The organism is Paenibacillus sp. FSL K6-1566 (assembly GCF_038050475.1).
Taxonomy (GTDB): Bacteria; Bacillota; Bacilli; order Paenibacillales; family Paenibacillaceae; genus Paenibacillus_AQ; species Paenibacillus_AQ lactis.
Genome location: NZ_JBBOSR010000001.1, coordinates 139,266 through 165,080 on the forward strand (window position 1 = coordinate 139,266; position 25,815 = coordinate 165,080).

At 52.9% G+C, this 25,815-nt stretch carries 22 protein-coding genes and 1 other RNA gene; 19 read left to right on the top strand and 4 right to left on the bottom strand.

What is annotated here, in order from left to right:
* Positions 1-294 precede the first annotated feature (294 nt).
* The 3 genes from NST08_RS00625 to NST08_RS00635 all read right to left on the bottom strand — a co-directional run bounded on the left by NST08_RS00625 (position 295) and on the right by NST08_RS00635 (position 5,186).
* The gene (locus NST08_RS00625; protein ID WP_210095570.1) at positions 295-2,367 is read right to left on the bottom strand and encodes a serine hydrolase domain-containing protein; all 2,073 of its coding nucleotides are present in this window, start codon (positions 2,365-2,367) and stop codon (positions 295-297) included.
* A gap of 79 nt (positions 2,368-2,446) precedes the next feature.
* A complete protein-coding gene (locus tag NST08_RS00630; RefSeq protein ID WP_210095569.1) occupies positions 2,447-2,896 on the bottom strand; it encodes a SitI3 family protein in 450 nt (149 codons plus the stop codon).
* 16 nt (positions 2,897-2,912) lie between these two features.
* Complete coding sequence (locus tag NST08_RS00635; protein WP_341341340.1) at positions 2,913-5,186, bottom strand: CdiA C-terminal domain-containing protein; 2,274 nt, start codon at positions 5,184-5,186, stop codon at positions 2,913-2,915.
* A gap of 397 nt (positions 5,187-5,583) precedes the next feature.
* Between NST08_RS00635 and NST08_RS00640 the strand changes: the two genes are divergently transcribed.
* From NST08_RS00640 to argS, 5 genes are all read left to right on the top strand, one after another.
* Entirely contained in the window at positions 5,584-6,441 is an 858-nt protein-coding gene (locus NST08_RS00640) for a carbon-nitrogen hydrolase family protein (protein WP_007133140.1), read from the top strand.
* Positions 6,442-6,478: 37 nt separating this feature from the next.
* Positions 6,479-7,168 carry a GNAT family N-acetyltransferase gene (locus NST08_RS00645; RefSeq protein WP_341341341.1) on the top strand — a complete coding sequence of 230 codons (690 nt, stop codon included), beginning with the start codon at positions 6,479-6,481 and terminating at the stop codon, positions 7,166-7,168.
* Positions 7,169-7,243: 75 nt separating this feature from the next.
* Positions 7,244-7,915, top strand: coding sequence for a GNAT family N-acetyltransferase (locus NST08_RS00650; RefSeq protein WP_341341342.1), 672 nt, complete (start codon positions 7,244-7,246; stop codon positions 7,913-7,915).
* 244 nt (positions 7,916-8,159) lie between these two features.
* Positions 8,160-8,585: a DUF1934 domain-containing protein gene (locus NST08_RS00655; protein WP_007133137.1), complete on the top strand. Its 426-nt coding sequence runs from the start codon at positions 8,160-8,162 to the stop codon at positions 8,583-8,585.
* Positions 8,582-10,261 carry an arginine--tRNA ligase gene (gene argS, locus NST08_RS00660; RefSeq protein ID WP_341341343.1) on the top strand — a complete coding sequence of 560 codons (1,680 nt, stop codon included), beginning with the start codon at positions 8,582-8,584 and terminating at the stop codon, positions 10,259-10,261. Before NST08_RS00655 ends, argS begins: the two co-directional genes overlap by 4 nt.
* Before the next feature lie 110 nt (positions 10,262-10,371).
* On the opposite strand, the gene NST08_RS00665 is transcribed toward argS, so the two are convergent.
* Entirely contained in the window at positions 10,372-11,517 is a 1,146-nt protein-coding gene (locus NST08_RS00665; protein ID WP_007133135.1) for a S8 family peptidase, read from the bottom strand.
* A 362-nt stretch (positions 11,518-11,879) separates the two neighbouring features.
* Between NST08_RS00665 and rpoE the strand changes: the two genes are divergently transcribed.
* The 14 genes from rpoE to NST08_RS00735 all read left to right on the top strand — a co-directional run bounded on the left by rpoE (position 11,880) and on the right by NST08_RS00735 (position 25,505).
* Complete coding sequence (gene rpoE, locus NST08_RS00670) at positions 11,880-12,437, top strand: DNA-directed RNA polymerase subunit delta (protein WP_007133134.1); 558 nt, start codon at positions 11,880-11,882, stop codon at positions 12,435-12,437.
* 579 nt (positions 12,438-13,016) lie between these two features.
* Positions 13,017-14,618 carry a CTP synthase gene (locus tag NST08_RS00675; protein WP_007133133.1) on the top strand — a complete coding sequence of 534 codons (1,602 nt, stop codon included), beginning with the start codon at positions 13,017-13,019 and terminating at the stop codon, positions 14,616-14,618.
* A gap of 292 nt (positions 14,619-14,910) precedes the next feature.
* Complete coding sequence (locus tag NST08_RS00680; RefSeq protein WP_007133132.1) at positions 14,911-15,303, top strand: response regulator; 393 nt, start codon at positions 14,911-14,913, stop codon at positions 15,301-15,303.
* A 168-nt stretch (positions 15,304-15,471) separates the two neighbouring features.
* A complete protein-coding gene (fba, locus tag NST08_RS00685) occupies positions 15,472-16,326 on the top strand; it encodes a class II fructose-1,6-bisphosphate aldolase (RefSeq protein WP_007133131.1) in 855 nt (284 codons plus the stop codon).
* A 214-nt stretch (positions 16,327-16,540) separates the two neighbouring features.
* Positions 16,541-17,800, top strand: coding sequence for a UDP-N-acetylglucosamine 1-carboxyvinyltransferase (locus NST08_RS00690; protein WP_007133130.1), 1,260 nt, complete (start codon positions 16,541-16,543; stop codon positions 17,798-17,800).
* Between the two features lie 173 nt (positions 17,801-17,973).
* On the top strand, positions 17,974-19,299 hold the full coding sequence (gene rho / locus NST08_RS00695; RefSeq protein WP_007133129.1) for a transcription termination factor Rho: 1,326 nt from the start codon (positions 17,974-17,976) through the stop codon (positions 19,297-19,299).
* Positions 19,300-19,334: 35 nt separating this feature from the next.
* Positions 19,335-20,612 carry a radical SAM protein gene (locus tag NST08_RS00700; protein WP_007133128.1) on the top strand — a complete coding sequence of 426 codons (1,278 nt, stop codon included), beginning with the start codon at positions 19,335-19,337 and terminating at the stop codon, positions 20,610-20,612.
* 266 nt (positions 20,613-20,878) lie between these two features.
* Positions 20,879-21,076, top strand: coding sequence for a 50S ribosomal protein L31 (rpmE, locus tag NST08_RS00705; protein WP_028406562.1), 198 nt, complete (start codon positions 20,879-20,881; stop codon positions 21,074-21,076).
* Positions 21,077-21,193: 117 nt separating this feature from the next.
* Positions 21,194-21,460: signal recognition particle sRNA large type (gene ffs / locus NST08_RS00710), an RNA gene on the top strand.
* A 392-nt stretch (positions 21,461-21,852) separates the two neighbouring features.
* Positions 21,853-23,580, top strand: a complete 1,728-nt coding sequence (dnaX, locus tag NST08_RS00715; protein WP_007133127.1) for a DNA polymerase III subunit gamma/tau — start codon at positions 21,853-21,855, stop codon at positions 23,578-23,580.
* A 42-nt stretch (positions 23,581-23,622) separates the two neighbouring features.
* Positions 23,623-23,934, top strand: a complete 312-nt coding sequence (locus NST08_RS00720) for a YbaB/EbfC family nucleoid-associated protein (protein ID WP_007133126.1) — start codon at positions 23,623-23,625, stop codon at positions 23,932-23,934.
* 25 nt (positions 23,935-23,959) lie between these two features.
* Complete coding sequence (recR, locus tag NST08_RS00725; protein WP_007133125.1) at positions 23,960-24,559, top strand: recombination mediator RecR; 600 nt, start codon at positions 23,960-23,962, stop codon at positions 24,557-24,559.
* Between the two features lie 339 nt (positions 24,560-24,898).
* Positions 24,899-25,189, top strand: coding sequence for a DUF2508 family protein (locus NST08_RS00730; RefSeq protein WP_028407137.1), 291 nt, complete (start codon positions 24,899-24,901; stop codon positions 25,187-25,189).
* 49 nt (positions 25,190-25,238) lie between these two features.
* Positions 25,239-25,505 (top strand): pro-sigmaK processing inhibitor BofA family protein, encoded by a 267-nt coding sequence (locus NST08_RS00735; RefSeq protein ID WP_007133123.1) that lies wholly within the window; start codon positions 25,239-25,241, stop codon positions 25,503-25,505.
* Positions 25,506-25,815 lie beyond the last annotated feature (310 nt).

The following is a 25,815-nucleotide window of genomic DNA, read 5'->3' on the forward strand; positions in this document are numbered from 1 at the left end:
CCTAAGAAGCGCCGGTTCGGCGAACCGACCGGTTTCGCCTGCCCCGCATAACCAGTAAACGAAGAAAGGCACCTTTCGAACCCCGGCCTTGGGCCAATGTTCGAAGGTGCCTTTTTTGAGATACCAGCAAGTATAAACTTTGAAGGATCGAATGCCTGATATCGCAGGGAAAACTTCCGCTAAACGCGGTCAGTCTTCTTTGAGCGTACGTCGACAGACCTCTCTCTTATCGTTCATGCATGAAATAAAGAATCGGATAAGTTCAGGAAATTCAAGACGCTGTCAATCGGAAGCTTACTTCAACTGAACGCCGAATACCGAGCCCGGGGCACCGGCAAACACGATCGTGCCGTTCTCCGGCAGCTTAACTTCGTTTGAGCCGCTGACAAGGGAGTAGTTCAGGACCGTTCCCAGTTCGTCATAGACGGCAAATGCGCCTTCGGCAGGCAATGTGACGGTAAGGGTCTTGCCGGCCGCTCCTTTAGGAACGGTATACCATTTGGCGTATCCGTCGGATTGAATGGTCACCGTGGATCGCTTGCCCTTATACAGGGATTTGATGCCGTCCTCGCTCATATACAGCGTTCCGGAAGCGTTGAAATACTCGACACCCTTTTCTTTGGTGAACTCGATGTCCAGCGTATCCCGGCTGCCCGTGCCCGGAACGTTGTGCTTGGTCGTTGCCCGGTCCCGATCGGTGATTGCCATGTCGAGCACATAACCTTTAAGCTCAGGATTGCGGGCAATTTGCATGGTCGGCTTCGTCATGAAGTAGGCGATGGACGTGTATTTTTCGTTCAGCGGATAATAGGTTTTGCCCTCCCGCTTGCTCCAGGCCGCCTCGACGTCAGGGGTCAGCTTGTTCTCATCCAGCTTTTCGGCAAGATATTGGGAAATCGCTACCTGTCCGAGCTCCGGAACGGTGGCATATTGTCTTACCCAGAGATAGGTTCGGCCGTTGTCTTCCGTGACGAAGCTGGCTTTAATCGTGCCGGCCTCATCGACGAAGGCACCATCCTTGGTATAGATATACTTTTCTTCAGGATAATTGGGCACTTGCGGGACCGAGAGGCTGAGGACGCCTTTTGGATCCAGCTTCACCCGGATTTGCTGCTTGGAAGCACCGTAATAGCCGTCATACTTCAGCAGGTCGCTTGGCAGCTCGGCCTGCACCGGCTTGCCGAAGGATTTGTCGGGCTTGAACTCTTTAATCGTACCCTTCTCCTTCAAAGCATGCAGCAGCAGCTGGGTTGCCAGCAGCTGATTCGTCGAGCTGGAGCCGCCGGATGACAATACAGCCGCAGCCATATCCTGCTCCGGAAGCACGATGAGGGAAGCATGGTACAGGATCGTATCGCCGCCCTTTACCAGAGCCTTCATGCCGTAGTCGTTAAACGGATACAGCCGCACGCTGTCCCAGCCGAGGCCGAAATCGAACGAGTTGTCCGCATCCTCCGGCCACAAGCCGCGTTTGTACTCTTCCTGCTCCATAGCGCGTAAGGAGGCTTCCGATAGAATACCCTTGGCTTCGCCGGTGAAGATGGTGCCGAACTTGACGAGGTCTTCCGCCGTGGAGTAGATGCCCCCGGTTCCGATCACGTTGACCGTCTCATTCGGCAGCTGCTCCGGATATGTCGGATAGTACAGGCCTGCCATTTGGTCGAGATCCAAATCGTCCTGCGACGTCTTGGTATGGTTCATCCCCAGCGGCTGCGTAAAATGCTCATGAATGAATGCGGTAAAATCTTTGCCGCTGACGCGCTCCACCAAAATTTCAGCCAAGGTAAAGCCGTCGTTGCAATATACGGAGAATGCGCCCGGATCTGCTTTTAACGTCTGGGTGGACAGCTGCTCAAGCAGCGTGTCGTGTGCGTAGGTGTCGTTATCCTCGAACAAAAAGGCGTTCCCAAGGCTGGAGCCTTGCAGGCCCGAGGAATGGTTAAGCAGCATGCGCGGGGTGATCTTCTTGTAGCGCTCGTCTTTCATTTTGAATTCGGGTATGTACTGGACCAAAGGCGTATCTAGATTAATCTTTCCGGCCTCCACCAGCTTCATCACCGCTGCGGTCGTAAACACTTTGCTCGTGGACCCGATGCCGTACATCGTATCCTTCGTGAGCGGAATCTTTCCTTCTATATCGTTCATGCCCGATTGGCCCGATGCTTTAATCTCTCCGTTGTCGATTAGGGCATATTGGACGCTGATCGTACCGTACTGCTCGGTAAGAAGCGCCGCTTTCTCCGCAGCGATCTCCTTAAGTCCTTTGGCCGAGGCCGCCGGGTCACCGCTTGCAGCCATGACGCCTGATGGGACCAACAGGGTAAACGTGAGCAAACCTGCCAACATTCGTGAAAGTCGTTTCTTCAATGATAAACCTCCTTATGGTTGATGTATCACTTAGTACGTTTTACCAGCCCGAATGGTTCAATGTTTTTCGAAAAAAATTTCAAACCTTCTCCAAATCGCCCTCGACAAAAGAGAGCTTCAGCGCGTGAAACGGAAACTTGGCGGTTCCCTTCAGCTTCTTATCGTCGACCACGATGCGGCTCCCCGTTCTTGTCAGAATCGGGGTGTCCCCGTTGGACTCCAGAATGCAATCACCTCCAATCCGGCTGAGCAGGCGCCCTGTGAACGCCATGAACTTCTCCGCCCAGTCCGGCTGATTCGGCAGGATGTCGAACCACAGGCTGAACCGGAGCGGCATGCCGTAATCCTCGCTTTTGAATATCAGTCCCTGTCCGCCTTCTTTGGCCGTCATGGTTGCCCAGTCGAATGAAATGACAAGCTCCTCCGCCGTATTTCGAATGACGTCCCCTTCACCGGCATGCAGCGTTACAAGCGTTGCGCTCAGTTCCTCGAACGATGAGCCTGTTCCCAAATATAAATTGTAAAACACCGAGATCCACTCCTATCTATTTTGGAAACCATCTCGTGATGGTCCCGTCTTTAACAACGAACAGCTCGTCAAGGCCCTCGATCGGCCAATCATCGAACTGCTTCATCAGCTTATCCATCGAGCCCGTGTAGTCGTCCAGATTCAGAACGATGCCGCCGGCCTGCCGCTCGGTTTTGCCAACAACCGTGGACCAGATATTCCGGACGTTGCCCGTATCAGGCGAATAACAGTCAAAGGCTTTGCCGTTGATCAGGAAATCGGGGTTGGACTCGGGCAGAATGCCGTGTCCGTTGCCGCCCTTCGTGCCGGGCAGCATTTCAACATCGTATCCTTGCGAGGCCAGCAGGTCGGCGGTTTCATTTTGCCGCATGATCGGCCGAGGATCATTGGGATCAGGCGTTTCATAGTTGCCTCGCGGCTCGCCGCCGGACGTAGTAGGCTCGGTCAAGCCGGACTCCTCCGGCTTGTTCTCCGGCGGATGATTTTCCCCGGATTTATTTTCGTCGGGTTTATTTTCATCGGGCTTATTCTCGTCAGGTCTGTTATCTTCCGGTTTATCGTTAGGCTTGTTTTCGCCGGGTTTAGTGTCTTCCGGCTTATCGTCCGGCTGCCGGTTCTCGGGCTCCGGCTTTCCGTTCGGAGTTTCTTCATGCCGGTCAGGCATGCCCGGCGTGTCGCCGTCCGGCTTTGGTTTGAGGCCGAGCTTCGATTGAATGGCGTCCAGCAAGCCCTTTGCCCTCGGTCCAAGCCGGTCAGACAGCCATCTCAGCCCTCTTCCTACCGGAATCCGGTCGAGAAGGAAGGCCGTGAGCCCTGCCAGTACATGCTGAGGGGAAAGCAGCTTCTTCGGATCGCGGATGTAGCTGGCGATGCTGTGCCCGCTCGATGCGATATCAAGTCCGGTCAAGGCAAGCCCAAGAGCCGGCCAGAACCCGACGAACATAAAGCCCAGGGCGAAGGCGCCGAGAACGATGGCTGCCTGCTCCCACCCGCTTAGGCGGTCCCACCAGTTCTGAAGCGAATCGAACAGGCAGGCGAAGCAGGCGGAATCCGGGGTCTGCATCATCTGAAATCCCGAGAAGACGCCTGCCAGAAGCAGAAGAACGGCCAGGGCTCCGAGCAGCACCCCGTATTTTTGCAAATGCTCATGAACGGCAAGTTCCCGGCTCTTAGCCTCTTCATTCCCATATAGAAAGGAGAAGCCGAGCTCACGCCTTGCTCTGTAAAAGGCAAGGAGGTTTCCGAACCTTTTTCTGCTGCTGAACAGCGCAGTTATGGTGTGAAACAACTCGGAGAACGGATTAAGAATGGATTCCTGACCGTACCTAGGCAGGCGCTGCCTGACTTTATTCAAGTCGACGTAGTCCATGACCAAACCGCCCGCCAGCATAATCAGGAACACGTCTTTGACCCGGTAGCCTTCCCCGGTCCATTCATGGACGGTCATGATCCAGTCCGGGAGCCGATTTTGCCCGTTCCATGCCACATGATTCAAAATGGCCCAGAGCAGCAGGATAACCGGAAACAGGTAGACCCACGGAGTCAGCTTATGGCGGAAACGGACGGCGAATCCGACGCCAAGGGAAATCACTGCGGTATGTAAGGGATGGCCTTCACTCATCATTAACGGAACAATGCTTTCCTCGAAGTATCCCGGAAATAGGGTAAACAGGTCCCAATGGATCGTTTTGCCGCCCAACAACGTTACGCTGTAGTCGTACTGCCGGGCAAGATAGCCGTCATTGACCCAGCGCCTGGAAAGCTCCTCGATAAGTTGGAAGCCGACGCCCGGGGCTGCGCCCAGGAGCACGTAATCGCTAAGGCTTAGCGCAGACGCCCTGCGGGAGAAGAACAGGAATGCCGCGAGCGGCAGCAGCTTCAGGGCTTCTTCCACGATCGGGGTGGCCACCGCCATGGACCAGGCATCCGAGGTGCGGCCGCCAAAGATCAGGTGCAGCAGCTGAATCGTAAGATTCGTAAGCGGCACGACCAGAATTACCCCGGACAGCACCAACAGACTGACATGCTTCCACGGCAGCGTTTTGCTTCGGCAGAGCAGCCAGAACTGCAGCAGCACGTAGAATGACCAGAGGTACTGGACCATCATGAGACGGGAATCCCTAATAAAGATGAGGCTGATTAGGAGAAAGATCAAGGAAAGCCAGGAAAATGCGTAGTAAACCTTTACGACCAAAGGGTGCTTCGCGAGCCAGGCGCGCGCCGCTCCGTATACACTCTCCACCGCATCCCGAATGCGGGTTCGGACCATCGTGATGGACATCGTTACCATGCTCCCCTCCCGTGAATGACCAAGCTTTTGCGCGAGAATCGGCGCGGGTTCGGATGATTCTTTTTTCAATATTTTTACACATTCCCGGATTCGTGTGAACCAATATAAGGAAACTTCCCGAGCGGCCGTGCAAAAATGATGCCAACGTATGAGAAGCAGGAGTGCGGAAATACCCATATCCTTAATTCCGCCCATTTAACAAGCCGGGCAAAGGCTGCTCCCGAGCCCTTCACCAATTTTACTGCTCTACTTTCGCAAAAGCCTGTTTCGCATTCTGGTCTCCGCCGGTTTGCCCATGATACGGGCATTCCGCCCAATCAGATCATCATGGATTCCGCAAGCGAAGTTCTCTATAATCTTATATAATGAAACCAGCACAGGCCTAAGGAGGAGTAGCATGAAGTTTCGCGTTTCCGCCGTGCAGTACCATCTGCACACGATCCAATCGTTTGATGATTTCGCTCAGCAATCGGAGCATTACATACGGACAGCCGAGGAGTTTGAAGCTAATTTCGTGCTGTTTCCCGAGTTCTTCACAACCCAGCTGATGTCCATTGGAGACGACCAAGGCAAGGCATTATCGATCAATGATTTGCCGGATTTCACGGACCGCTATCTGGAGCTGTTCATCCGGCTTGCGAAGCAATATGACATGCATATTATCGGCGGCACGCATGTGATTCGCCGGGCAGGGAAGCTGTATAACGTGGCGCATCTGTTTTACCCGGACGGCCGCGTGGCCGAGCAGGCCAAGATCCATATCACCCCGTCGGAGGTTACCGGATGGAATATGGGGGCAGGCGAGGGGCTCGAGGTGTTCGAGACCGAGTATGGCACGATTGCCATGCTGACCTGCTATGATATCGAATTCCCTGAAATTGTGCGGATGGCGAAGGCCAAGGGCGCCGACGTCATTTTCTGTCCGTCCTGCACGGATGACCGGCACGGCTTCCACCGCGTCCGTTATACGAGCCACGCCCGTGCGATCGAGAACCAGGTCTATGTCGTATTAACCGGCACGGTCGGCTCGCTGCCGACGGTCGATTTGATGCGGGCCAATTTCGGCCAGGCGGCCATTATTACGCCGAATGACATTCCGTTTCCTCCGAAGGGACTGCTGGCGGAAGGCGAGCTGAACCACGATATGATTATTACGGCCGATCTGGATTTAGACCTGTTATATCAGGTCCGGGAGAAAGGTTCCGTTACGACGTGGCGCGACCGCCGCACGGATCTTTATCCGGATTGGGAGTAAACGGATCGCTACAAAACACGGAAAGGCAGGGGGCGGCATGAGCAGCTATTTTCAGCGGTTTTACGTATTTGACGGCGACCGGCCGGTACCGGTTGTCATTCGCGGCTATACGGCGGACGATTTCGACGAGCTGATCGTGATTCAATCCGAAACCTTCCCGCCGCCGTATCCATCCGAACAGTGGTGGAACAAGGAACAGCTGACCCAGCATGTAACCCGGTTTCCCGAGGGCGCGTTATGCGTGGAGGCAGACGGGGTGCTGGCCGGATCGATTACCTCGCTGATCGTGGATTATGATCCTTCGGAGCCGGCTCATTCCTGGGCGGATACAACGGACAACGGGTATATCCGGACCCATACACCGGACGGCAATACGCTTTATATCGCGGATATATGCGTGAGACCCCGGTTTCGTAAACTGGGGCTGGGCAAATGGCTGATCCAGTCGCTGTACCATTTGACCGTGCAGCGCGGGCTGGACCGCCTGTTGGGCGGCGGCCGGATGCCGGGCTATCACAAGTACGCGGACAGGATGAGTGCCGAATCCTATCTGGAGGCGGTCGTCCAGGGTAAGCTGCATGACCCGGTGATTACGTTCCTGCTTCGCTGCGGGCGCACGCCGATCGGCGTCGCGGCCGATTATCTGGAGGACGAGGAGTCATGCAATTACGGGGCTTTGATGGAATGGCGCAATCCGTTTAAAGCGGTACGGGGCGGGCTTAATTAAAGCTTCCATAGCTATGCATTATGCAAGGATGAAGAGGCATAATCTACGACCATTAATGAAGGGGGCTTTGCAGTCATGGAATATATTCGGATTACTAGTATCGAGGACCCGTTGTTTCGCAGCATGCACGATCTGATGAAAGAGGTGTTCCCGCCTGAGGAGGTGCTGGAATACGAGCTGTGGAAGGAACCGCTTGAGGATCCCGGCATCCGCGTGTTTGTAGCGCTGCATGAAGGGGAAGTGGTCGGGACGACCGAGTACCGGTATTACGAGGATTGGAACGTGGCGATGACCGACTTTACGATCATCGGCCGGGAAGGACTCGGCATCGGCCGGTTCCTCGCGCAGCATCGTTTGAAGGACCTGCATGCCCTTGCGGCCGCCAACGGGAAAGAGCTGCTGGGCATGTTCGCCGAAATCTATGATCCATATCGGGTCAGCGACTACGAATTCGGCGGGATTAAGCCGATGGATCCGTTTGTACGGCGCGAGGTGCTCTCGCATCTTGGCTACAAACGTACCGATATCGAATATGTGCACCCGTCCTGGAACAACGACGGAGAGGCGGTAACCGGCCTGGACTTCTGCTTCATGCCGAGCGATGACAGCATGTCGGAGCTGCCTGCCGAGCTGATCGTGAATTTCCTGACGCGCTACTACGCCGTCCTGCCGGAAAAGCCGAAGGCATGGCTTGATATGGTGGCAAAGCTCAAACAGCGGGAGAAGGTAGCGCTGCTGCCCCTGTAATTTATGGAAGCTTGGTTCCCTGGGGAACCAAGCTTTTTCTTATCCCTGCTTTAGAACAGAAGGTCTGCCGGTAGCCTGATGCCGTGAGGGGCGGTATGGAAAATAAGCAGGCTTTTTGTCGCAAAGTATGGCGCAAACCCTGCATGAAGAAGTATAATTTCTGAAGTATTGTACCATCCTCATTTGAATTGCCGGCCCATACTGGATATATTAATACAATAGGTAGAAAAAAGAGGAGCGTATCATGAACGACCGAAAACAAGCGACCATCCGTCTTCAAAGTCTTCACGAAGGCGAGAATACGGTTCAGGAGCTTCCGGCTGAGGTGATCTCCAAAGGGAAGGCCTTGTATGTCCGGTATATCGAACCGAAGATGGGACCGCATCAGGGAGAAACCCGGGCGATGCTGAAGCTGACCGAAGATGAGCTGAAGCTTATCCGCCACGGGGAAGTGGAATCTGAACAGACGTTCAGATTAGGACAGAGGCTGCCGGGATTTTACCGTTCTCCGTTCACCTCGTTTAATCTGTCTACGCACACTCAGCGCCTGGAGCTTGCCGTGGAAGGCATGTCCGGACGCGCCGCATGGGTGTATGATCTATACGTGCTCGATGAGTTTTCGGGGCACTTTTCCATAAGTTTGACTATTCAGGAGGCTCATGAATCATGACATTGAATCCACTAGACCATATTAACGGGCTGGTCGCGGAAGCGGTGGCCGATGCCGCCGTCGCTGCCGGACTGGTATCCCGCGAGGAGCTTCCGGCGATCACGCTGGAGGTCCCTAAAGATAAATCGCATGGGGACTTGGCTACGAACGCTGCGATGCAGCTGACTCGAATCGCCAAGAAGAACCCGCGCCAGATTGCCGAGGCGATCCTGGAGCATTTGGACACGGCGAAAGCCTCGATTGAGAAGGCCGAGATTGCCGGGCCCGGTTTTATTAACTTTACCTTGAACAAAAGCTATCTTTACCCGGTCGTTGCCCTGGTTCACGAGCAAGGGGAGCGTTACGGACGTGTCGATATCGGCCAAGGCCGGAAGGTTCAGGTGGAGTTTGTCAGCGCCAACCCGACGGGCAGCCTCCATCTTGGACATGCCCGCGGAGCGGCAGTCGGTGACGCGCTGTGCAACGTGCTGGACTATGCGGGTTATGAAGTAACGCGGGAGTACTACATCAATGATGCAGGCAACCAGGTTGTCAATTTGTGCAAATCGCTAGAAGCACGGTATTTGCAGGAGCTTGGCCAAGAGGCTGAAATGCCGGAGGACGGCTACCACGGTGAGGATATCAAGGGCTTTGCCAAAGAGCTTGTCGCAGAGAAGGGCGACTCTCTCCTGGCGATGAATCCGGGCGAACGGACCGCATTTTTCCGTCAATTCGGGCTTGAGAAGGAGCTTGGCAAGATCAAGCGCGATTTGAATCGGTTCCGCGTGCATTTTGACGAATGGTTCAGCGAAACCTCGCTGTACGAGGACGGGCTCGTGGAAAAGTCGCTCGAGGAGCTGAAGGCCAAGGGCGAAGCTTATGAGAAGGATGGAGCGGTCTGGCTGCGCACAACCGACTACGGGGATGACAAGGACCGGGTCCTGGTTAAGAATGACGGGACGTACACCTATCTGACGCCGGACATCGCCTACCACCGCAACAAGTACGAGCGCGGCTATGACCGGATCATCAACATTTGGGGCGCGGACCACCACGGCTATATTCCCCGCATGAAGGCGGCCATGGAGGCGCTCGGCAACGATCCGGAGAAGCTGACGGTGTTGATCGCACAGATGGTCAGCCTGTTCCAGAACGGCGAGAAGGTGAAGATGTCCAAGCGTACCGGAAAAGCCGTCACGATGGAGGATCTGATGGATGAAGTAGGCGTGGATGCGATCCGCTACTTCTTCACGATGCGGAGCATGGACTCCCATCTCGATTTCGACATGGACCTGGCGGTTTCCACCTCCAATGAAAATCCGGTGTTCTACGTTCAATATGCGCATGCCCGCATTTGCAGCGTATTCCGCCAAGCGGAGGAGCAAGGGATTGCGCTCCTTCCGCTTTCCGAGGTTAACCTCGGCGTGCTCACGGCGGAGCATGAATATGACATTTTGCGCAAAATCGGCGAGCTTCCGCAAGAGGTGTCGGTTGCTGCCGAAAACTACGCGCCGCACCGGATCATCCGTTATGTATACGAGCTGGCTTCGCTGTTCCACAGCTATTATAAAGCCCAGCGCGTAATTACCGAGGATGCGGAGCAGACGCAGGCACGCCTTGCGCTGCTGGGAGCCGTGCGCACGGTTATCGCGAACGTGCTGCGCCTGGTCGGCGTATCGGCGCCGGAACGGATGTAGGATTCGACCATACGCATAATCATCGACAGCCGCTTATCCATGATGGAAAGCGGCTGTTTCTATAGGCAGCGGCGTACGGGAGCTATTCGATTCGGGCATGCCGAAGCGTTCTATAATTTCATGCCCTCGCGCAAAAACTTCAGGGCATTTACCTCTCCGTCGGAAGCGCTGAAGCCCTTCTTCAGTTTAAGAGGGGTGGAGGTGCGGCGCAGCAGGGACTTGACCGTCGCCTGTTTAAGGTCAGGCTTTTGGGCGAGGAGCAGTGCGATTGTTCCGCTGATATGCGATGTGGCCATGGAGGTGCCGCTCATCTCATGATATTTGCCTTGCAGCCACGTGGATACGATTTTGTCGCCGGGGGCGTAGATATCGACAAATTGCCCACGGTTGCTGAACGCGGGGATTTTGCGGTTCCGGTCGGTTGCTCCAACGGAAATGGTATGGGGGTAGCGGGCCGGGTAATCGGCCGTGCGGCGCTTGCCGTCATTTCCGGAGGATGCAACGATAATAAGGCCTGCCTGATTGGCCTTGCTGACGATATCAAGCAAGGTTCTGCTCCGGGTCTGCATGCCGAAGCTCATATTGATGATATTGACCTCGGCCCGGACACACCAGTCAATCGCCGTTATGATGTCCGATACAAAGGCCGACCCATTGTGATCAAAGGCTTTCACCGGGTAGACCACCGATCTGGGCGCAACGCCAATCATGCCTTGCGTGCTGTTCGCTGCAGCAATCGTGCCTGATATATGCGTGCCGTGCCCGTTGTCATCATATGGCGGGATGTTCCGGTTAACGAGATTGACCCCCTTGGTCAGGGAGTATCTCAAATCCGGGTGGGCGAAATCCACACCCGTATCAATAACGGCAATCTTGATCCGATGACCTGTTGAGATTGACCAGGTTTGCGGGGCTTTGATCTGTTTGATCCCCCATGGGATCCCGGTTAGCGTTCCAATGCTTCCCTGTATCGCTTGGATATGAACCTGGTGATCCTCCTCGATCATCAGCTCGTTCCGGAATTCCGCCTCAAGCTTTGCAGTTTGGGACGCCGGAGCGATGATGGTCCGGACAAGCGGCGAGAAGCTGACTGAACCGTCGAGGCGGCTTTTTCCGGTGAGTCGCTTCCATTCGCTGATGCACGCATGGTACAGCTTAGGGTCATGAAACGTCAGGAGCCGCCGGTTCTCTCCCCGGACGTTCCGCATAGGGTTCGTCTCCGCAAGTAGTGATTGCATGATCCGGGTGTAGTCCATGTGTGGCAATCTCCCTTCTCGATGAACCGTTGCTTCAGTATTGTATGAGCCGGGGAGGGAGCCCGAATGGGACGCAGCCCTTTTTCCGGGAAATAGGCCCTGTTTCGCGTGTCAAAGCGATAGGGCGAACATAAGATACATGGAGGGAGCCTGCAGAGGTTCTTTCATCTATCCCGTAAGGAGTCGATCCTAGGGGCGGATACAGTCGGAAGGCGGAGACGATGAGTCTCCGCCTTTTTCCATGCATAAGATGCCAGCCGCATAAAAACTTGATTTTTATGTTTAAATAGGTTTTACTTAGTTTTGATAATGGATATGTTGAGGGTATAACGTGAAGATTGTGTGAGAGGAAGTGTGCGTTAGTGAGTAATCCGCTCAATTTAAAGATCGATCCGGAGAAGATCCAGGAAATCCCGATGGTTGACCTGGCTTTTATGGTTCTGAAGGCGGCCAATACGCCGTATTATTACCGTGACCTGATGAATGAGGTGGCCAAGCTTCGCGGCTTTACGGAAGAAGAGATTAACGAAACGATTGCCCAGTTATATACCGAGATCAATATAGACGGACGTTTCGCTTGCGTTGGAACGAATCTGTGGGGATTGAAGCGCTGGTATCCTCTGGAGCGCTCCGAGGATCCGATTGCGAACGCCAAGCGCCCTCGCATCATCAATGATGAAGACGATGATGACGATGACTTCACCGATGAAGAGGATACGTACAGCGTGGATGACGTCGAAGACGATTACGACAGCCTGGATGACGAAGATGACGATCTCTTCGCCGAGGACGACGATGCTGACGCTGACGTTGACGACGATGTCGTGATCGATGACGACGATTTGGACGATGAGGATGCCGAAGCGGAGGAAGAAGAGAATCTGGATGGCGAGGAATTCGAAGAGGAAGATCTGGATTAATCCGTGATCGAATACCTTGGAATATGACTTGCCGCGGCCAGTTTCAGCAGGTCGTGAACGGGATTGGGAAATAGGGGGATTTTAAGCCTGTTTCTTCCCTTGACAAGCAGACAAGGCACAGAGTAAACTATTGCTTGGGCTTATGATTGTGGATTAAAATATGTTTAATATAAAAGTGCCCCGTTACTACTCGGGGTCACTTTTTTTGTTTTTATGAGCAGGTGTAGGGGTGTCTTCGGAAGGAGGACGCATCCTTGCTCATAGGGATGTCTTCTACAAGACCTCATGATCGATCTGGATGTAGTCTTTGCAGAAGACAAGGATGAAGGTATCAGAACCTGTTCCTGCCCGAATACGCATGATCGGAAGATCTGTGCGCTTATCGTGGGCCGCCTGGATGGATTGCCCACGCGAAGAGGCGGGGACGGTTTGTAATAGGTCGGAGGTCAGCTCGCTCACCCTTAGGGAAGCGGGCCGTGCTTTTTGTTGGTCCCCTCTGATGAATCTGGGGAAAACGGGTTAGGATAAACATCATATGTCGCCTGAAGTTATGGAGATTATATAGGAGGGTTTTTAACAGTGACAAAGTATATTTTTGTAACAGGCGGGGTTGTATCATCTCTCGGGAAGGGAATTACCGCCGCTTCGCTCGGCCGATTGCTGAAGAACAGAGGACTCAAGGTAACGATTCAGAAGTTCGATCCGTACATTAATATAGATCCGGGCACGATGAGTCCCTATCAGCATGGCGAAGTATTCGTAACGGACGACGGTGCGGAAACCGACCTGGACCTCGGGCACTATGAGCGATTCATCGATATCAATCTGTCGAAGAACAGCAATGTTACGACAGGGAAAGTATATTCCTCGGTAATCAGCAAGGAGCGCCGCGGCGAATATTTGGGCGGTACGGTACAGGTCATTCCGCATATTACGAATGAAATCAAGGAGCGCGTATTCCGTGCAGGACGTGAAGCCGGCTCGGATGTGGTCATTACCGAAATCGGCGGTACGGTCGGCGATATCGAGAGCCTTCCGTTCCTAGAAGCGATCCGTCAGATCAAGAGTGATGTCGGCCGCGAGAACGTGATGTATATCCATGTAACCCTCATTCCATTTATTAAAGCTGCCGGCGAAGTGAAAACGAAGCCGACCCAGCATAGCGTGAAAGAGCTCCGCAGCATCGGCATTCAGCCGAATGTCATCGTATGCCGTACGGAGCATGAGCTTTCGACGGAGATGAAAGCCAAAATCGCGCTCTTCTGCGACATCGATCCGAACGCAGTTGTGGAATGCCGCGATGCGTCCTCTCTGTACGAGGTGCCGCTGAACTTGCGTGACGAGGGTCTTGACGAGATTGTCGTCAACCACTTGAAGCTGACTACGCCGGCGCCTGACATGAGTGAATGGGAGGCTCTGGTTGAGCGCGTATCCAAGCTGGAGAAGACGGTTGAGATTGCCATCGTGGGTAAATACGTGGCGCTTCATGATGCTTACCTCAGCGTGGTCGAATCTTTGTCGCATGCCGGATTCGATGCCAATGCCGAAGTGAAGATCCGCTGGGTGAATGCCGAGGAGATTACGGACGAGAACGTGGAAGAAGCTTTGAACGGAGTCGGGGGCATCCTCGTACCGGGCGGATTCGGCGATCGGGGTATCGAAGGCAAGATCAGCGCGATCCGGTATGCCCGTGAGCGCAACATTCCGTTCTTCGGCATCTGCCTTGGCATGCAGGTATCGGTAATCGAGTACGCCCGTTCCGTCTTGGGATTGCAGGGGGCGAACAGCTCCGAAATCGATCCGGCCACCGAATATCCGGTCATCGATCTTCTGCCGGAGCAGAAGGATGTCGAGGACTTGGGCGGAACGATGCGCCTCGGCTTGTATCCGTGCAAGCTGGCTCCGGGCTCGCTGGCGGAAGCCTGCTACAAGGACGAGCTGGTGTATGAGAGACATCGTCACCGGTATGAGTTCAACAACCAATACCGCGAGGACATTGAAAAGGCAGGATTGCGCATTTCCGGGACGTCGCCGGACGGACGTCTGGTCGAAATCGTGGAGATGCCGGGCCATCCTTGGTTCCTTGCCGTGCAATTCCATCCGGAATTCACATCGCGTCCGAACCGCCCTCAGCCGCTGTTCCGCGAATTCGTGAAAGCTTCGATTCAGCATCAGGTGTAATCGGCGAGCTATAGCAGACTGCGCCCATTCCAACGCATAATAGTCCCCTTTAAGCAGACCTTGAGACGGTTTGCTTAAAGGGGATTTTTTATGCTGAGCAGGCATCATACCTTTTAACAGCAATGGGTATTTCTGTGTTTTGGCAGGGCATTATTTTCCAGAAATTTTTCGAAAGTAAGGAAGGATTTCGACTACAGCGGGCGAATACAGATAATGGTCGGTTTATGGGGCGTTAAGGGCTCTTAGATTTGCGTATCATCAATGCCATTTAAGGATCGGGAGGCTTTGAAGAATGAACGAACCAAGCAAACACAAAGTGTTGATCGTGGATGACCAGAACGGAATTCGGATTCTGCTAGTGGAAGTGTTCAGCAGCGAGGGATATGAAACGTTCCAGGCCGCCAACGGCAAGGCGGCTTTGGAGATCGTGAAGCTGCATGCGCCGGATTTGGTACTGCTCGATATGAAAATTCCGGGGATGGACGGGCTTGAGATTCTAAAGCATATTAAACAGATGAATCCGGATATCAAGGTCATCATGATGACGGCCTACGGCGAGCTGGATATGATTAAGGAAGCGACGGATCTCGGCGCGCTGATGCACTTTACGAAGCCCTTTGATATCGACGAGATGCGGCAGGCCGTCAATATGCAGCTGAAAGGCGCGGCGAACAAGATAGGTTAAGCTATGAATTCTGCTTCAATGGCGGAGTTCTTTTTTTTGCCAATATGTGATGCAGGGGATTCGGGAAATGCTTGTTTAGTATTTACGACGCGATGTGGTATAATATATGCGTATGTTATGTCGGCTATAAACCATAGACAAACTAAGCATCTTTAGGAGGATGAAACCATGCCATTAGTATCAATGACAGATATGCTGAACAAAGCGCTCGAAGGCAAGTATGCTGTTGGTCAGTATAACATCAACAACCTTGAGTGGACTTACGCGATTCTGGAAGCGGCTGAGCAAGAGAAATCCCCGGTTATTCTCGGTGTTTCTGAAGGCGCAGCACGTTACATGGGCGGCTTCAGCACCGTTGTGCACATGGTTAAAGGTCTGATGGAAGACCTGAAAATCACGGTTCCAGTAGCGATTCATCTGGACCATGGATCCAGTGTCGAGAAATGTAAAGAAGCGATCGACGCGGGCTTCACTTCGGTCATGATCGATGATTCCCACAGCCCGATCGACACAAATATTGCAACAACGAAGCAAGTTGTCGAGTATGCTCATGCCAAGGGAGTATCCGTTGAGGCAGAAGTGGGCATGGTAGGCGGCCAAGAAGATGACGTAATCGGCGATGTTATGTACGCGAAGCTTGATGACTGCGTGCGCATCGTGAACGAGACGGGCATCGACACGCTGGCACCTGCGCTTGGCTCCGTACACGGACCATACAAAGGCGAACCAAACCTCGGTTTCAAAGAGATGGAGGAAATTCGCGATGCCGTGAAGCTTCCGCTCGTTCTTCATGGCGGAACAGGTATCCCGACGCATGATATCAAAAAAGCGATCTCGCTCGGTACTTCCAAAATCAACGTCAACACCGAGAACCAAATTTCGTTCACGAAAGTGGTTCGCGAAGTGCTCGCCGCTAAACCAGAAGCTTACGATCCTCGTACGTTCTTGAAGCCAGGCCGTGAAGCGATCAAAGAAACGGTTGTCGGCAAAATCCGCGAGTTCGGCTCCAACAATAAAGCTTAAATTCCATACCTATTCCGAATCCCTTATTGCCCTTGGCGGCTATAACAGGAGATTTGGAATCATCTAAGATATATGTTTAGGCTGTCTTATGCTGCACCTTGAATTGGAAAGGCACCGGTTTTCTTGCGGTGCACTTTCCTTTTCATTTACTTACGAACGACTGCCATCAGAACCATTTCCGGCTGCGAAGTGATGTAGGGGGACCCGAAAGCTTATGGAAAAATTGATGATCAGCGGTGGACGCCCACTGCGAGGCACAGTCACCATCAGCGGTGCCAAGAACAGTGCTATAGCGTTAATTCCTGCCGCAATCCTGGCGGATTCAGAAGTCATACTCGATAACTTGCCGCTGCTCAGCGACGTGGCGGTGTACGCCGAAATGCTGAGAGATATCGGCGGAGAGGTATCATGGGAAGGCAATCAGATGAGAATCGACCCTTCTGATATCAAGTCTATTCCGATGCCCAACGGACCCGTGAAGAAACTGCGCGCCTCCTATTATATGATGGGTGCTATGCTTGGAAGATTTAAAGAAGCCGTGATCGGCCTGCCGGGCGGCTGTAATTTTGAACCTCGCCCGATCGACCAGCACATCAAGGGGTTTGAAGCGCTTGGCGCAACCGTGACGAATGAGCACGGTTCCATTCATCTGCATGCCAAGGAGCTGCGGGGCGCTAAGATCTACCTGGATGTAAGCAGTGTCGGCGCGACGATTAATATCATGCTGGCGGCTGCCAAAGCCAAAGGCTCCACAATTATCGAAAATGCGGCCAAAGAGCCTGAAATCATAGATGTTGCTACCCTTCTAAACTCAATGGGAGCCGTCATTAAAGGCGCCGGAACGGAGACAATCCGGATTGAAGGCGTTACGGAAATGCACGGCTGCCGTCACTCGATTATCCCGGATCGGATTCAAGCCGGCACCTACATGATTGCCGCTGCCGCCACTCGCGGCGATGTTCTCATCGACAATGTTATTCCGAAGCATCTGGAAGCGTTAACCGCGAAGCTGATCGAGATGGGCGTCGGCATCGAGGAGCTGGATGAGAGCATCCGCGTAATCGGCAAAGACCGATACAATCACGTGGATGTTAAAGCCCTGATTTATCCCGGATTCGCAACAGATCTGCAGTCGCCGATGACCAGTCTGCTTACGCAAGCCGAGGGAGTCAGCGTTCTTAGTGATTTTGTATATAGCAACCGGTTCAAGCATGTGCCGGAACTGATTCGGATGGGCGCCAAGATTCGTGTGGAGGGACGCTCCGCGATTATCGAAGGAGGCCCGCTGAATGCAGCGAAGGTCAAAGCGACTGACCTCCGTGCCGGCGCGGCGTTGGTCATTGCCGGGCTTACGGTGCCGGAGGGCGTAACCGAGGTCAGCGGCGTACAATTTATTGACCGCGGCTACGACCATTTGGTCGAGAACCTCCGCATGCTCGGGGCCGACGTATGGCGCGAGACCGAAGAAGAATAATTTTCACCCAGGATGAGGGAAATATGCCGTCTTTACTGCATATCTCCCTCTAATTTGGGTAATGCTTATCTAGTAAAGTGTAAAGTAACTCATAGAATGATAGACTTTTTTTACAATCATATTGAAGGCTTGAACGTGAAAAGACACGAAAAAATTGAATAGGTGGTTATTAAATGGATTTACAAATATCCGATTTGGAAGGCATGAAGCTAACGGATCTATATAAGCTGGCCAAGAAATACCAGATTCCGTACTACGGGCAGTTGAAGAAGAAGGAACTGATTTTTGCCATTCTTCGGGCCCAGGCTGAACAGAGCGGTTTAATGTTCATGGAGGGCGTGCTTGAAATCTTGCCGGAGGGCTACGGATTTCTCAGACCGATCAATTACTTGCCGAGCACGGAAGACATTTATATTTCGGCATCCCAGATCCGCAAATTCGATCTGCGTACCGGTGATCTGGTTTCAGGCAAATGCCGGGCGCCTAAAGAGAATGAACGATACTTCGGTCTGCTTCAGGTGAATGCCGTCAACGGCGAGAATCCTGCGGTAGCGGCAGAACGACTGCACTTTCCAGCCTTGACTCCTCTATACCCGCAAGAAAAGCTTGTTCTCGAAACATCCCCTAATCAGTTGTCCACCCGAATCATGGATTTGCTCGCACCGGTAGGTCTAGGACAACGCGGTTTGATTGTGGCACCGCCCAAAGCAGGGAAAACGCTCCTCTTAAAAGAAATTGCCAACAGCATCTCAACCAATTATCCAGATATCGAACTGTTTGTTTTGCTTATCGACGAACGTCCGGAGGAAGTAACGGACATGCAGCGCTCAGTCAAGGGAGAGGTGGTTGCTTCCACGTTCGACGAGCTGCCGGAGAACCATATTAAAGTGGCTGAACTGGTGCTCGAGCGTGCATTGCGCTTGGTGGAACATAAGAAGGATGTCGTGATCCTGCTTGACAGCATCACCCGTCTTGCCCGTGCCTACAACCTGGTCATCCCGCCATCGGGCAGAACGCTTAGCGGTGGTATTGATCCTGCGGCGTTCCATCGTCCGAAGCGTTTCTTCGGTTCGGCACGGAACGTGGAGGAAGGCGGAAGCCTGACGATTCTGGCAACTGCGCTGGTCGATACCGGCTCGCGCATGGATGATATCATTTACGAGGAATTTAAGGGTACAGGAAACATGGAGCTTCATTTGGACCGCCGATTTGCGGAGCGCCGTATTTTCCCGGCAATCGACATTCGCCGCTCGGGCACACGGCGTGAAGAAGTGCTCTTGAACAAGGAGGAGCTGGATACGATCTGGGCCATTCGTAAGAACATGAACGATTCGGCCGATTTCGTGGAGGGCTTCTTGAAAAAAATGCGTGACAGCAAAAACAACGCGGAATTTTTGGCAGCATTTGATGTCAGTGCGAACAGCAGCGGATCGGGCAGCTCGGGCAATCCGGCCAGACGTCCGTCCCGTGCATCGCAGACGGCTGCCCCTCAAAGCTAATCCCGAGTACGAAAGCCGGAGAATAGGAGATCAACATGTATTTGGTTTACGCAGATGAACAAGGAAACGTCTATGATCATCCCGAGCTGTTCGGGTTAGCCCGCAGCGCAGATATGATCGTTGAAATATTGGAGGATGAATTAATTCCATTGCCGGAAGGGGCAACGCTGGTCGGACTGCCGAACACCCGCGCCATCGGAATGGATCCCGAGAGCGGTGAGATGCTGCCGCTGGAGGAGGGCTATACCGCGGTAGGTGCTCTGCTTCCGCAGGGCTTTACCCGCCTGTGCCTGCCTGGGTATGTAAAGACCGACAAGGAATACAAGCTCCCGCTCTTCGGATATTCCGCCGTCGTGTGGAAAGACGGAGCCTTCTATACAACGGCCCGGCTGTCCGATGATCCGGAGAAGTGGAATCCGGTTAATTGCGATCTGAATGAGCTTGAGCTTGGAGTAAAGCGGCTGACCGAGAAGTATCCTGATAACCGGTTGTACGAGCATCTCTCGAATTGTGCGCTCGGGTATGAATGCCTTACCGCCTCCAACACCTTCCTGAATCGCTGGGAGGGCGCTGTGCCGGTATCCTATTCCTGCAATGCGGGCTGTTTTGGCTGCATATCGGAACAACCGGATGACAGCGGCTTCGTTGCGCCTCAGACGCGGATGAACTTCCGACCACGGGTGGATGAGCTGGTGCAGGTTATGATGGAGCATCTCAAGACGCCGGATTCAATTATCAGCTTCGGCCAAGGATGTGAAGGTGAGCCTTCCACGCAGGCCAAGATCATTATCGAGGCAATGAGAGAGGTTCGTTCCCGGACCGACATGGGTTATATCAATATCAATACAAATGCGGGTCTGACCGACTTTATCCGCGGCATTGTCGATGCAGGACTTGATCTTATGCGGGTAAGTACGATCAGTGCGCTGGATGATCACTATAACGCATACTACAAGCCGCGGGCCTACACATTGGCTAATGTGGAAAAATCTTTGCGCTACGCATCCGATCAAGGCGTGTATACGTCGATCAACTACTTGATCTTCCCTGGCGTAACGGATCGCGAGGAAGAGCTTGAAGCGATGATCGAGTTTGCCCGCCGTACCGGACTTCGTCTCATTCAGCTTCGGAATCTGAACATTGATCCGGAGAGCTATCTTGAGCTGATTCCTCCGGCACGGGGAGAGATTCTTGGGATGAAGCAAGCCATTGAAATTATGCAGGCCGAGCTGCCTGATGTTGTGATCGGTTCCTACACGCATGTTCCGCCCGCCGGTCAGGCGCGGCCTAAGAAAAAGCCTTTAATGAGCTAATTAATGTAGCTGTCGGTAGAGATTTGTCCATCTTGTTCGTAGATGAAGGATGGTAAGCCATTCGTAAACGCTGCTTAAAAACGATGCTTGAGCAAGCATGTTTGCGAGGATCTCCTAAAATCAGGTCCTGGATCCAGTTTTGGGCTCGGCTGAGTATTTGTGTGCGGGCTATTGCGCAATGAAAAATGCCGTGATATACTGATTTTATGTGTCCATATAACTCTGGGTCCGCATGAGGCTCAGGGCGGAAAGAGGTGAAAGGTATAATGAAACAAGAGATTCAACCGAAATATCACGTTACTACAGTAACCTGCGCATGCGGTAACACGTTCGAAACAGGTTCTGTAAAGCCGGATCTTCGTGTCGAGATTTGCTCTAACTGTCACCCGTTCTTCACAGGTAAGCAGAAATTCCTGGATGCTGGCGGTCGTGTTGATAGATTCAAAAAGAAATACGGTATCTAATAACAAGCCCTTCGCCTTTACTGGCCGAAGGGTTTTTGTTTTATTATGGCAGGGCGGGGGTTAACAACTTCTTCCGTCGGTTGCATTTTTGGTGCCCATGCGCTATACTAAAGTTCGCCGTGCTAGATGGGGAGGTAGCGGTGCCCTGTAACTCGCAATCCGCTGTAGCGAGGTTGAATTCCTGTTAGAGGTATTGTCGATGTGAGGCTGGTCCCTGCGCACAATGTTGACGGTTGGGTCCTCCGCAATGAGCACTTGTGAACCTGGTCAGGTCCGGAAGGAAGCAGCCATAAGCAAGCCCGCTCTTGTGCCGGAGGAGTGCCTAGCCCGAGTTGCTGTTCAGGATTGCCGCTCGGATCGCAATTATCAATAACAGGTGCACGGTATTACATAGCATCTACTCTAACACCCTTGCCTAAGGCAAGGGTGTTTTTGGTTAGTGGATGAATAGACGATGAAGCTCTGTAAGGATATCCAGTGGAAGAAATGGTATTTTTCCAGGTACGGCGTGCAATTCTAGAACATGTTCTGTGCGTCGATCCATGTCGATTAATTTGGATAAAGATTTCCAATTAAACGTTTTGCTAAGGCAGGGGAAAGTAGTATAGAATGTAGTATAATAATATCCGTCAGCTGATGGCTGTTGATGCGTTGGTCTGATGAATCGAAGTAGCAAACAACGATGCGCGTATGTTTTCGATACGGGTTAGTCCGGATGATGGATCCGTCCGTTCGAAAAACAACGTGAAGTGGAAGTTGAAAGAGGGTAAAGCACAGTGGAACATATCGCGCTATATCGTGCATGGCGGCCGCAGTCGTTCAGCGACATGGTGGGCCAGCAGCATATCATCCAAACCCTGCAGAATGCTATTCGCGAGCAGCGGGTGTCCCATGCCTACCTGTTCAGCGGTCCGCGGGGCACAGGTAAGACCAGTGCCGCTAAAATTTTGGCCAAAGCCGTGAACTGTGAGCATGGTCCGGCTGAGGAACCCTGCAATACATGTGAAGCCTGCCGGCGAATAACCGCAGGAGCTGTCATGGATGTCCAAGAGATCGACGCGGCTTCCAACCGCGGCGTTGAAGAAATCCGGGATTTGCGGGAGAAGGTCAAATATGCACCAACTGAGGTGCGGCGCAAGGTTTATATTATCGACGAAGTACACATGCTGACAACAGAAGCGTTCAATGCGCTCTTGAAGACGCTCGAGGAGCCGCCGGCACATGTGATGTTTATACTGGCCACCACGGAGCCGCATCGGCTTCCTGCCACCATTATTTCGCGTTGTCAGCGGTTTGATTTCCGGAGAGTTTCGCTTGATGAGCAGACGGGTCGGCTGGAGCGGATCTGTACGGAAGAAGGGATTACGGCTGAGCCCGAGGCGCTCTCGTATATTGCCAGACTTTCCGACGGCGGGATGCGCGATGCGCTGAGCATCCTGGACCAGATCGCTTCCTTTACCGGCGGCACGGTATCCTATCAGCAGGTGCTGGACATGACGGGTGGCATCGCCTCCGAACAGTTCGGCCGATTGGCCGCAGCCCTGAAGCAGGGCGATGCGGGACTCGTGCTGCAGATCGTGGAGCAGTTCATGCAGGAAGGGAAGAGCGCTGACAAGTGCATGGAGAACCTTCTGTACTATTTCCGCGACCTGCTGATGATCAAGATGGTTCCGGATGCCGACAAGCTGACGGATCGTGTGCTGAATCCGGCGGAGTTTCAAGAGATGGCAGGCGCCTTTAGCCGTGAAGAGCTGTTTCAGATGATCGATACGCTGAACCGCTATCAGGGGGAGATGAAGTACGCTTCGCAGCCGCAGACGCTGTTTGAAGTCGCTCTGTTGAAGTTATCGGGCATCGCTCAATCGGCAGGAGCTTCGGCTCAGAGCTCCGCGCAAGCCGGCAGTGCTGCTGACGCGGGCGAGGTGGCCAAGCTGAAGCAGCAGGTTGCCGCGCTGGAGAAGAAGCTGGAGCGTGTCATGCAGAACGGAGTGCCTGCTGGTGCCGGACGTGAAGCTGCCAAGCCGGCAAGAACGCCAGCGCCGAAGGTAGCGTCCACCGCCAAAATACCGCAGCATATGGATCAGTATGTCGCTTCCCGAAGCAGTGAGGCCTTTACTGCCGTGCAGCGGCAGTGGCCGCAGATTTTGCAGAATGTTAAGGAAACGAAGGTTACGGTCCATGCTTGGCTGATGGATGGGGAGCCGGTCTCCGTATGGGAAGACAATGTGCTTGTCGGGTTTAAAAACAACATCCACCGCGAAACGACCGAGAAGCCGGCCAACAAGCAGGTGATCGAGAGTGTGCTGGAGTCTTGCCTCGGCAAGCCGTACAGGCTCGTTACGATGATGCTCCGGGACTGGAGTGAAGCGGTGGAGGGCGTAGGAAAGCCCCAGGCCGAAGAGCTGAAGCTGGAGCATGAAGAGGCCGGAGAGAACGGAGAAAAACCTTGGATTGATGAGGCGATCCAGCTTTTTGGTGAAGACCTCGTTGTCATAAAAGACTAGTACGCTTAATCGCGTGCACCCTATATGAAGGAGAGATGACTCATGAATAATATGAACCAAATGATGAAGCAGGTTAAGAAAATGCAGGAGCAAATGCTGAAGGCACAGGAAGAACTCGCCACGAAAAAGGTGGAAGGCACTTCCGGCGGCGGCGTTGTTACGGTAGAGGCTAACGGACATAAGCAAATTCTGTCCATTAACATCAAGCCGGAGGCCGTTGATCCTGATGATGTGGAAATGCTTCAGGACTTGGTATTGACCGCGGTGAACGATGCGCTTGCGAAAGCGGAAGAGCTGGCTAATGCAGACATGGGCAAATTCACAGGCGGCATGAAAATCCCGGGCTTGTTCTAATCTAACCTAGAAGGAGTAGTTACATTTGTACTATCCCGAACCGATCGCGAAGCTCATCGACGCCTTTACGCGACTGCCGGGTGTGGGGCCGAAGACGGCTGCCCGCCTGGCTTTTCACGTTTTGAATATGAAGGAAGACGATGTCATTGATTTTGCCAAAGCGCTGGTGAGCGTCAAGCGGAATTTGCATTACTGCTCGGTATGCTGCAACATTACGGATACGGATCCGTGCCGGGTATGCCAGGACAAGACGAGGGACGCATCCGTGATTTGCGTCGTGCAGGATGCGAAGGATCTAGTGGCTATGGAGCGCACGAAGGAGTTTGACGGTTACTATCATGTGCTGCATGGAGCGATATCGCCAATGGAGGGGATCGGGCCGGATGAAATCCGCTTGAAAGAACTTCTCACCCGGCTTAGCGATGAAAGGGTGAAGGAGCTGATTCTGGCAACGAACCCGAATATCGAGGGGGAAGCCACGGCGATGTATATATCGCGACTGGTTCGTCCTTTTGATATTAAAGTAACCCGGATCGCGCATGGGCTGCCTGTCGGCGGTGACTTGGAGTATGCGGATGAAGTGACGCTATCCAAGGCACTTGAGGGACGGCGCGAGTTGAATTGACCTCATACATTATTATTATGGCTGTCAGCCTGCAGGTTCATCCAAAATGTCATGGTGCCATTTAGCCTTAAATAGGCGGAAGCTGCAGAGCGTTAGTTACACATGCCAAATTAACGGGAGGGGTCCCTAAGGGGTCTCTCCCGTTGGATTGTTGCGATTTTAATACAGGCGGGTATCCGGTTTAAACCGGATGCTCGCTTTTTTTATGTAATTAGGCTGGTTACCGAAGATGGCTTGTTCAAGTGCTCGCAGGTTTATGTTCTAAGTTTGTCCTCCCCTTTATATGAATGTTACAGACGGTCTGATCAAGCTGTGACCAATAACGAAGGGGTGAGCCAGATGAGAGTATGGTGGAGACCAGCGAAGAAAGATGAACAGGAAGTATATATAACGGCTGAGGAGCAGGAGCGGATGTGGCATGTGTTTATGGACGTCCGCAAGTCCCAGATGGAATGGGAGCGGGCACATATGATGTTCCAGGAGGCGACAGGACAGGATCAGATTGATTACGCCATCTATATGCTGGAAGCGGCAGAACGGAAGTATCAGATGAATTTAAAACAGGCCAAGCAGTTGAATATTAACTCTGTATTTATGCAGAAGCTTGAACAGCAGCGGGGGAACGGGTAAATGTAGGCGCAACCCGAGGATCAATTAAGAGGAAAGGAGTTGGACTTAGATGAAGCTGATCGTTCTAGCTGTGCTGTGCATATCATTACTGCTGCTCGTTTATATCATCTTTCGGAGGAAGCTCGGTTTTGGTTGGATGACGGTATTCGGTGCGCATCTGGCCTTGTCTGCACTAGGGATCTACGTCGTGAATTTCTCAGGGATCTTTACGGAAGTCTATATACCGCTGAATCCGATGACCATTGGTACGGTTATGATATTGGGGCTGCCGGGAGTTGCTCTGCTGATCGGATTAAAATTAACGATATTTGGGTAGTTGACGCGACGCTCGAATCTATGATACATTAATGTTCGCCCGTTTGATTCGGGTTGCTAGCAGGGTGGATGGCAAGACAAAGATTGGTTATGAAATAATTCAAAAAAAGTCTTGACCAATAGCAAGCTAGTATGATATATTATAAAAGTCGCCGCTGAGATGCGGATGACCATAAGAAGCACTGATTGATCTTTGAAAACTGAACAACGAGTGAGTGAGGATTTTACTTGTAAAATCCATTGCGGCATTATTGGACAGGCTTCGGTTTGTCGGATGGTGAAGCATAAATGAGGATTGAACAAATTCTCGT

What these genes read in the sequence shown, in the direction of transcription:
- NST08_RS00635 (WP_341341340.1), bottom strand. Translation starts at nt 5,186, where the DNA reads ATGGTAACGATGTCCATCACGATGGTCCGAACCCGCATTCGGGATGCG.
- NST08_RS00640 (WP_007133140.1), top strand. Translation starts at nt 5,584, where the DNA reads ATGAAGTTTCGCGTTTCCGCCGTGCAGTACCATCTGCACACGATCCAA.
- NST08_RS00645 (WP_341341341.1), top strand. Translation starts at nt 6,479, where the DNA reads ATGAGCAGCTATTTTCAGCGGTTTTACGTATTTGACGGCGACCGGCCG.
- NST08_RS00650 (WP_341341342.1), top strand. Translation starts at nt 7,244, where the DNA reads ATGGAATATATTCGGATTACTAGTATCGAGGACCCGTTGTTTCGCAGC.
- NST08_RS00655 (WP_007133137.1), top strand. Translation starts at nt 8,160, where the DNA reads ATGAACGACCGAAAACAAGCGACCATCCGTCTTCAAAGTCTTCACGAA.
- argS (WP_341341343.1), top strand. Translation starts at nt 8,582, where the DNA reads ATGACATTGAATCCACTAGACCATATTAACGGGCTGGTCGCGGAAGCG.
- NST08_RS00665 (WP_007133135.1), bottom strand. Translation starts at nt 11,517, where the DNA reads ATGGACTACACCCGGATCATGCAATCACTACTTGCGGAGACGAACCCT.
- NST08_RS00680 (WP_007133132.1), top strand. Translation starts at nt 14,911, where the DNA reads ATGAACGAACCAAGCAAACACAAAGTGTTGATCGTGGATGACCAGAAC.
- fba (WP_007133131.1), top strand. Translation starts at nt 15,472, where the DNA reads ATGCCATTAGTATCAATGACAGATATGCTGAACAAAGCGCTCGAAGGC.
- NST08_RS00690 (WP_007133130.1), top strand. Translation starts at nt 16,541, where the DNA reads ATGGAAAAATTGATGATCAGCGGTGGACGCCCACTGCGAGGCACAGTC.
- rho (WP_007133129.1), top strand. Translation starts at nt 17,974, where the DNA reads ATGGATTTACAAATATCCGATTTGGAAGGCATGAAGCTAACGGATCTA.
- NST08_RS00700 (WP_007133128.1), top strand. Translation starts at nt 19,335, where the DNA reads ATGTATTTGGTTTACGCAGATGAACAAGGAAACGTCTATGATCATCCC.
- rpmE (WP_028406562.1), top strand. Translation starts at nt 20,879, where the DNA reads ATGAAACAAGAGATTCAACCGAAATATCACGTTACTACAGTAACCTGC.
- NST08_RS00720 (WP_007133126.1), top strand. Translation starts at nt 23,623, where the DNA reads ATGAATAATATGAACCAAATGATGAAGCAGGTTAAGAAAATGCAGGAG.
- NST08_RS00730 (WP_028407137.1), top strand. Translation starts at nt 24,899, where the DNA reads ATGAGAGTATGGTGGAGACCAGCGAAGAAAGATGAACAGGAAGTATAT.
- NST08_RS00735 (WP_007133123.1), top strand. Translation starts at nt 25,239, where the DNA reads ATGAAGCTGATCGTTCTAGCTGTGCTGTGCATATCATTACTGCTGCTC.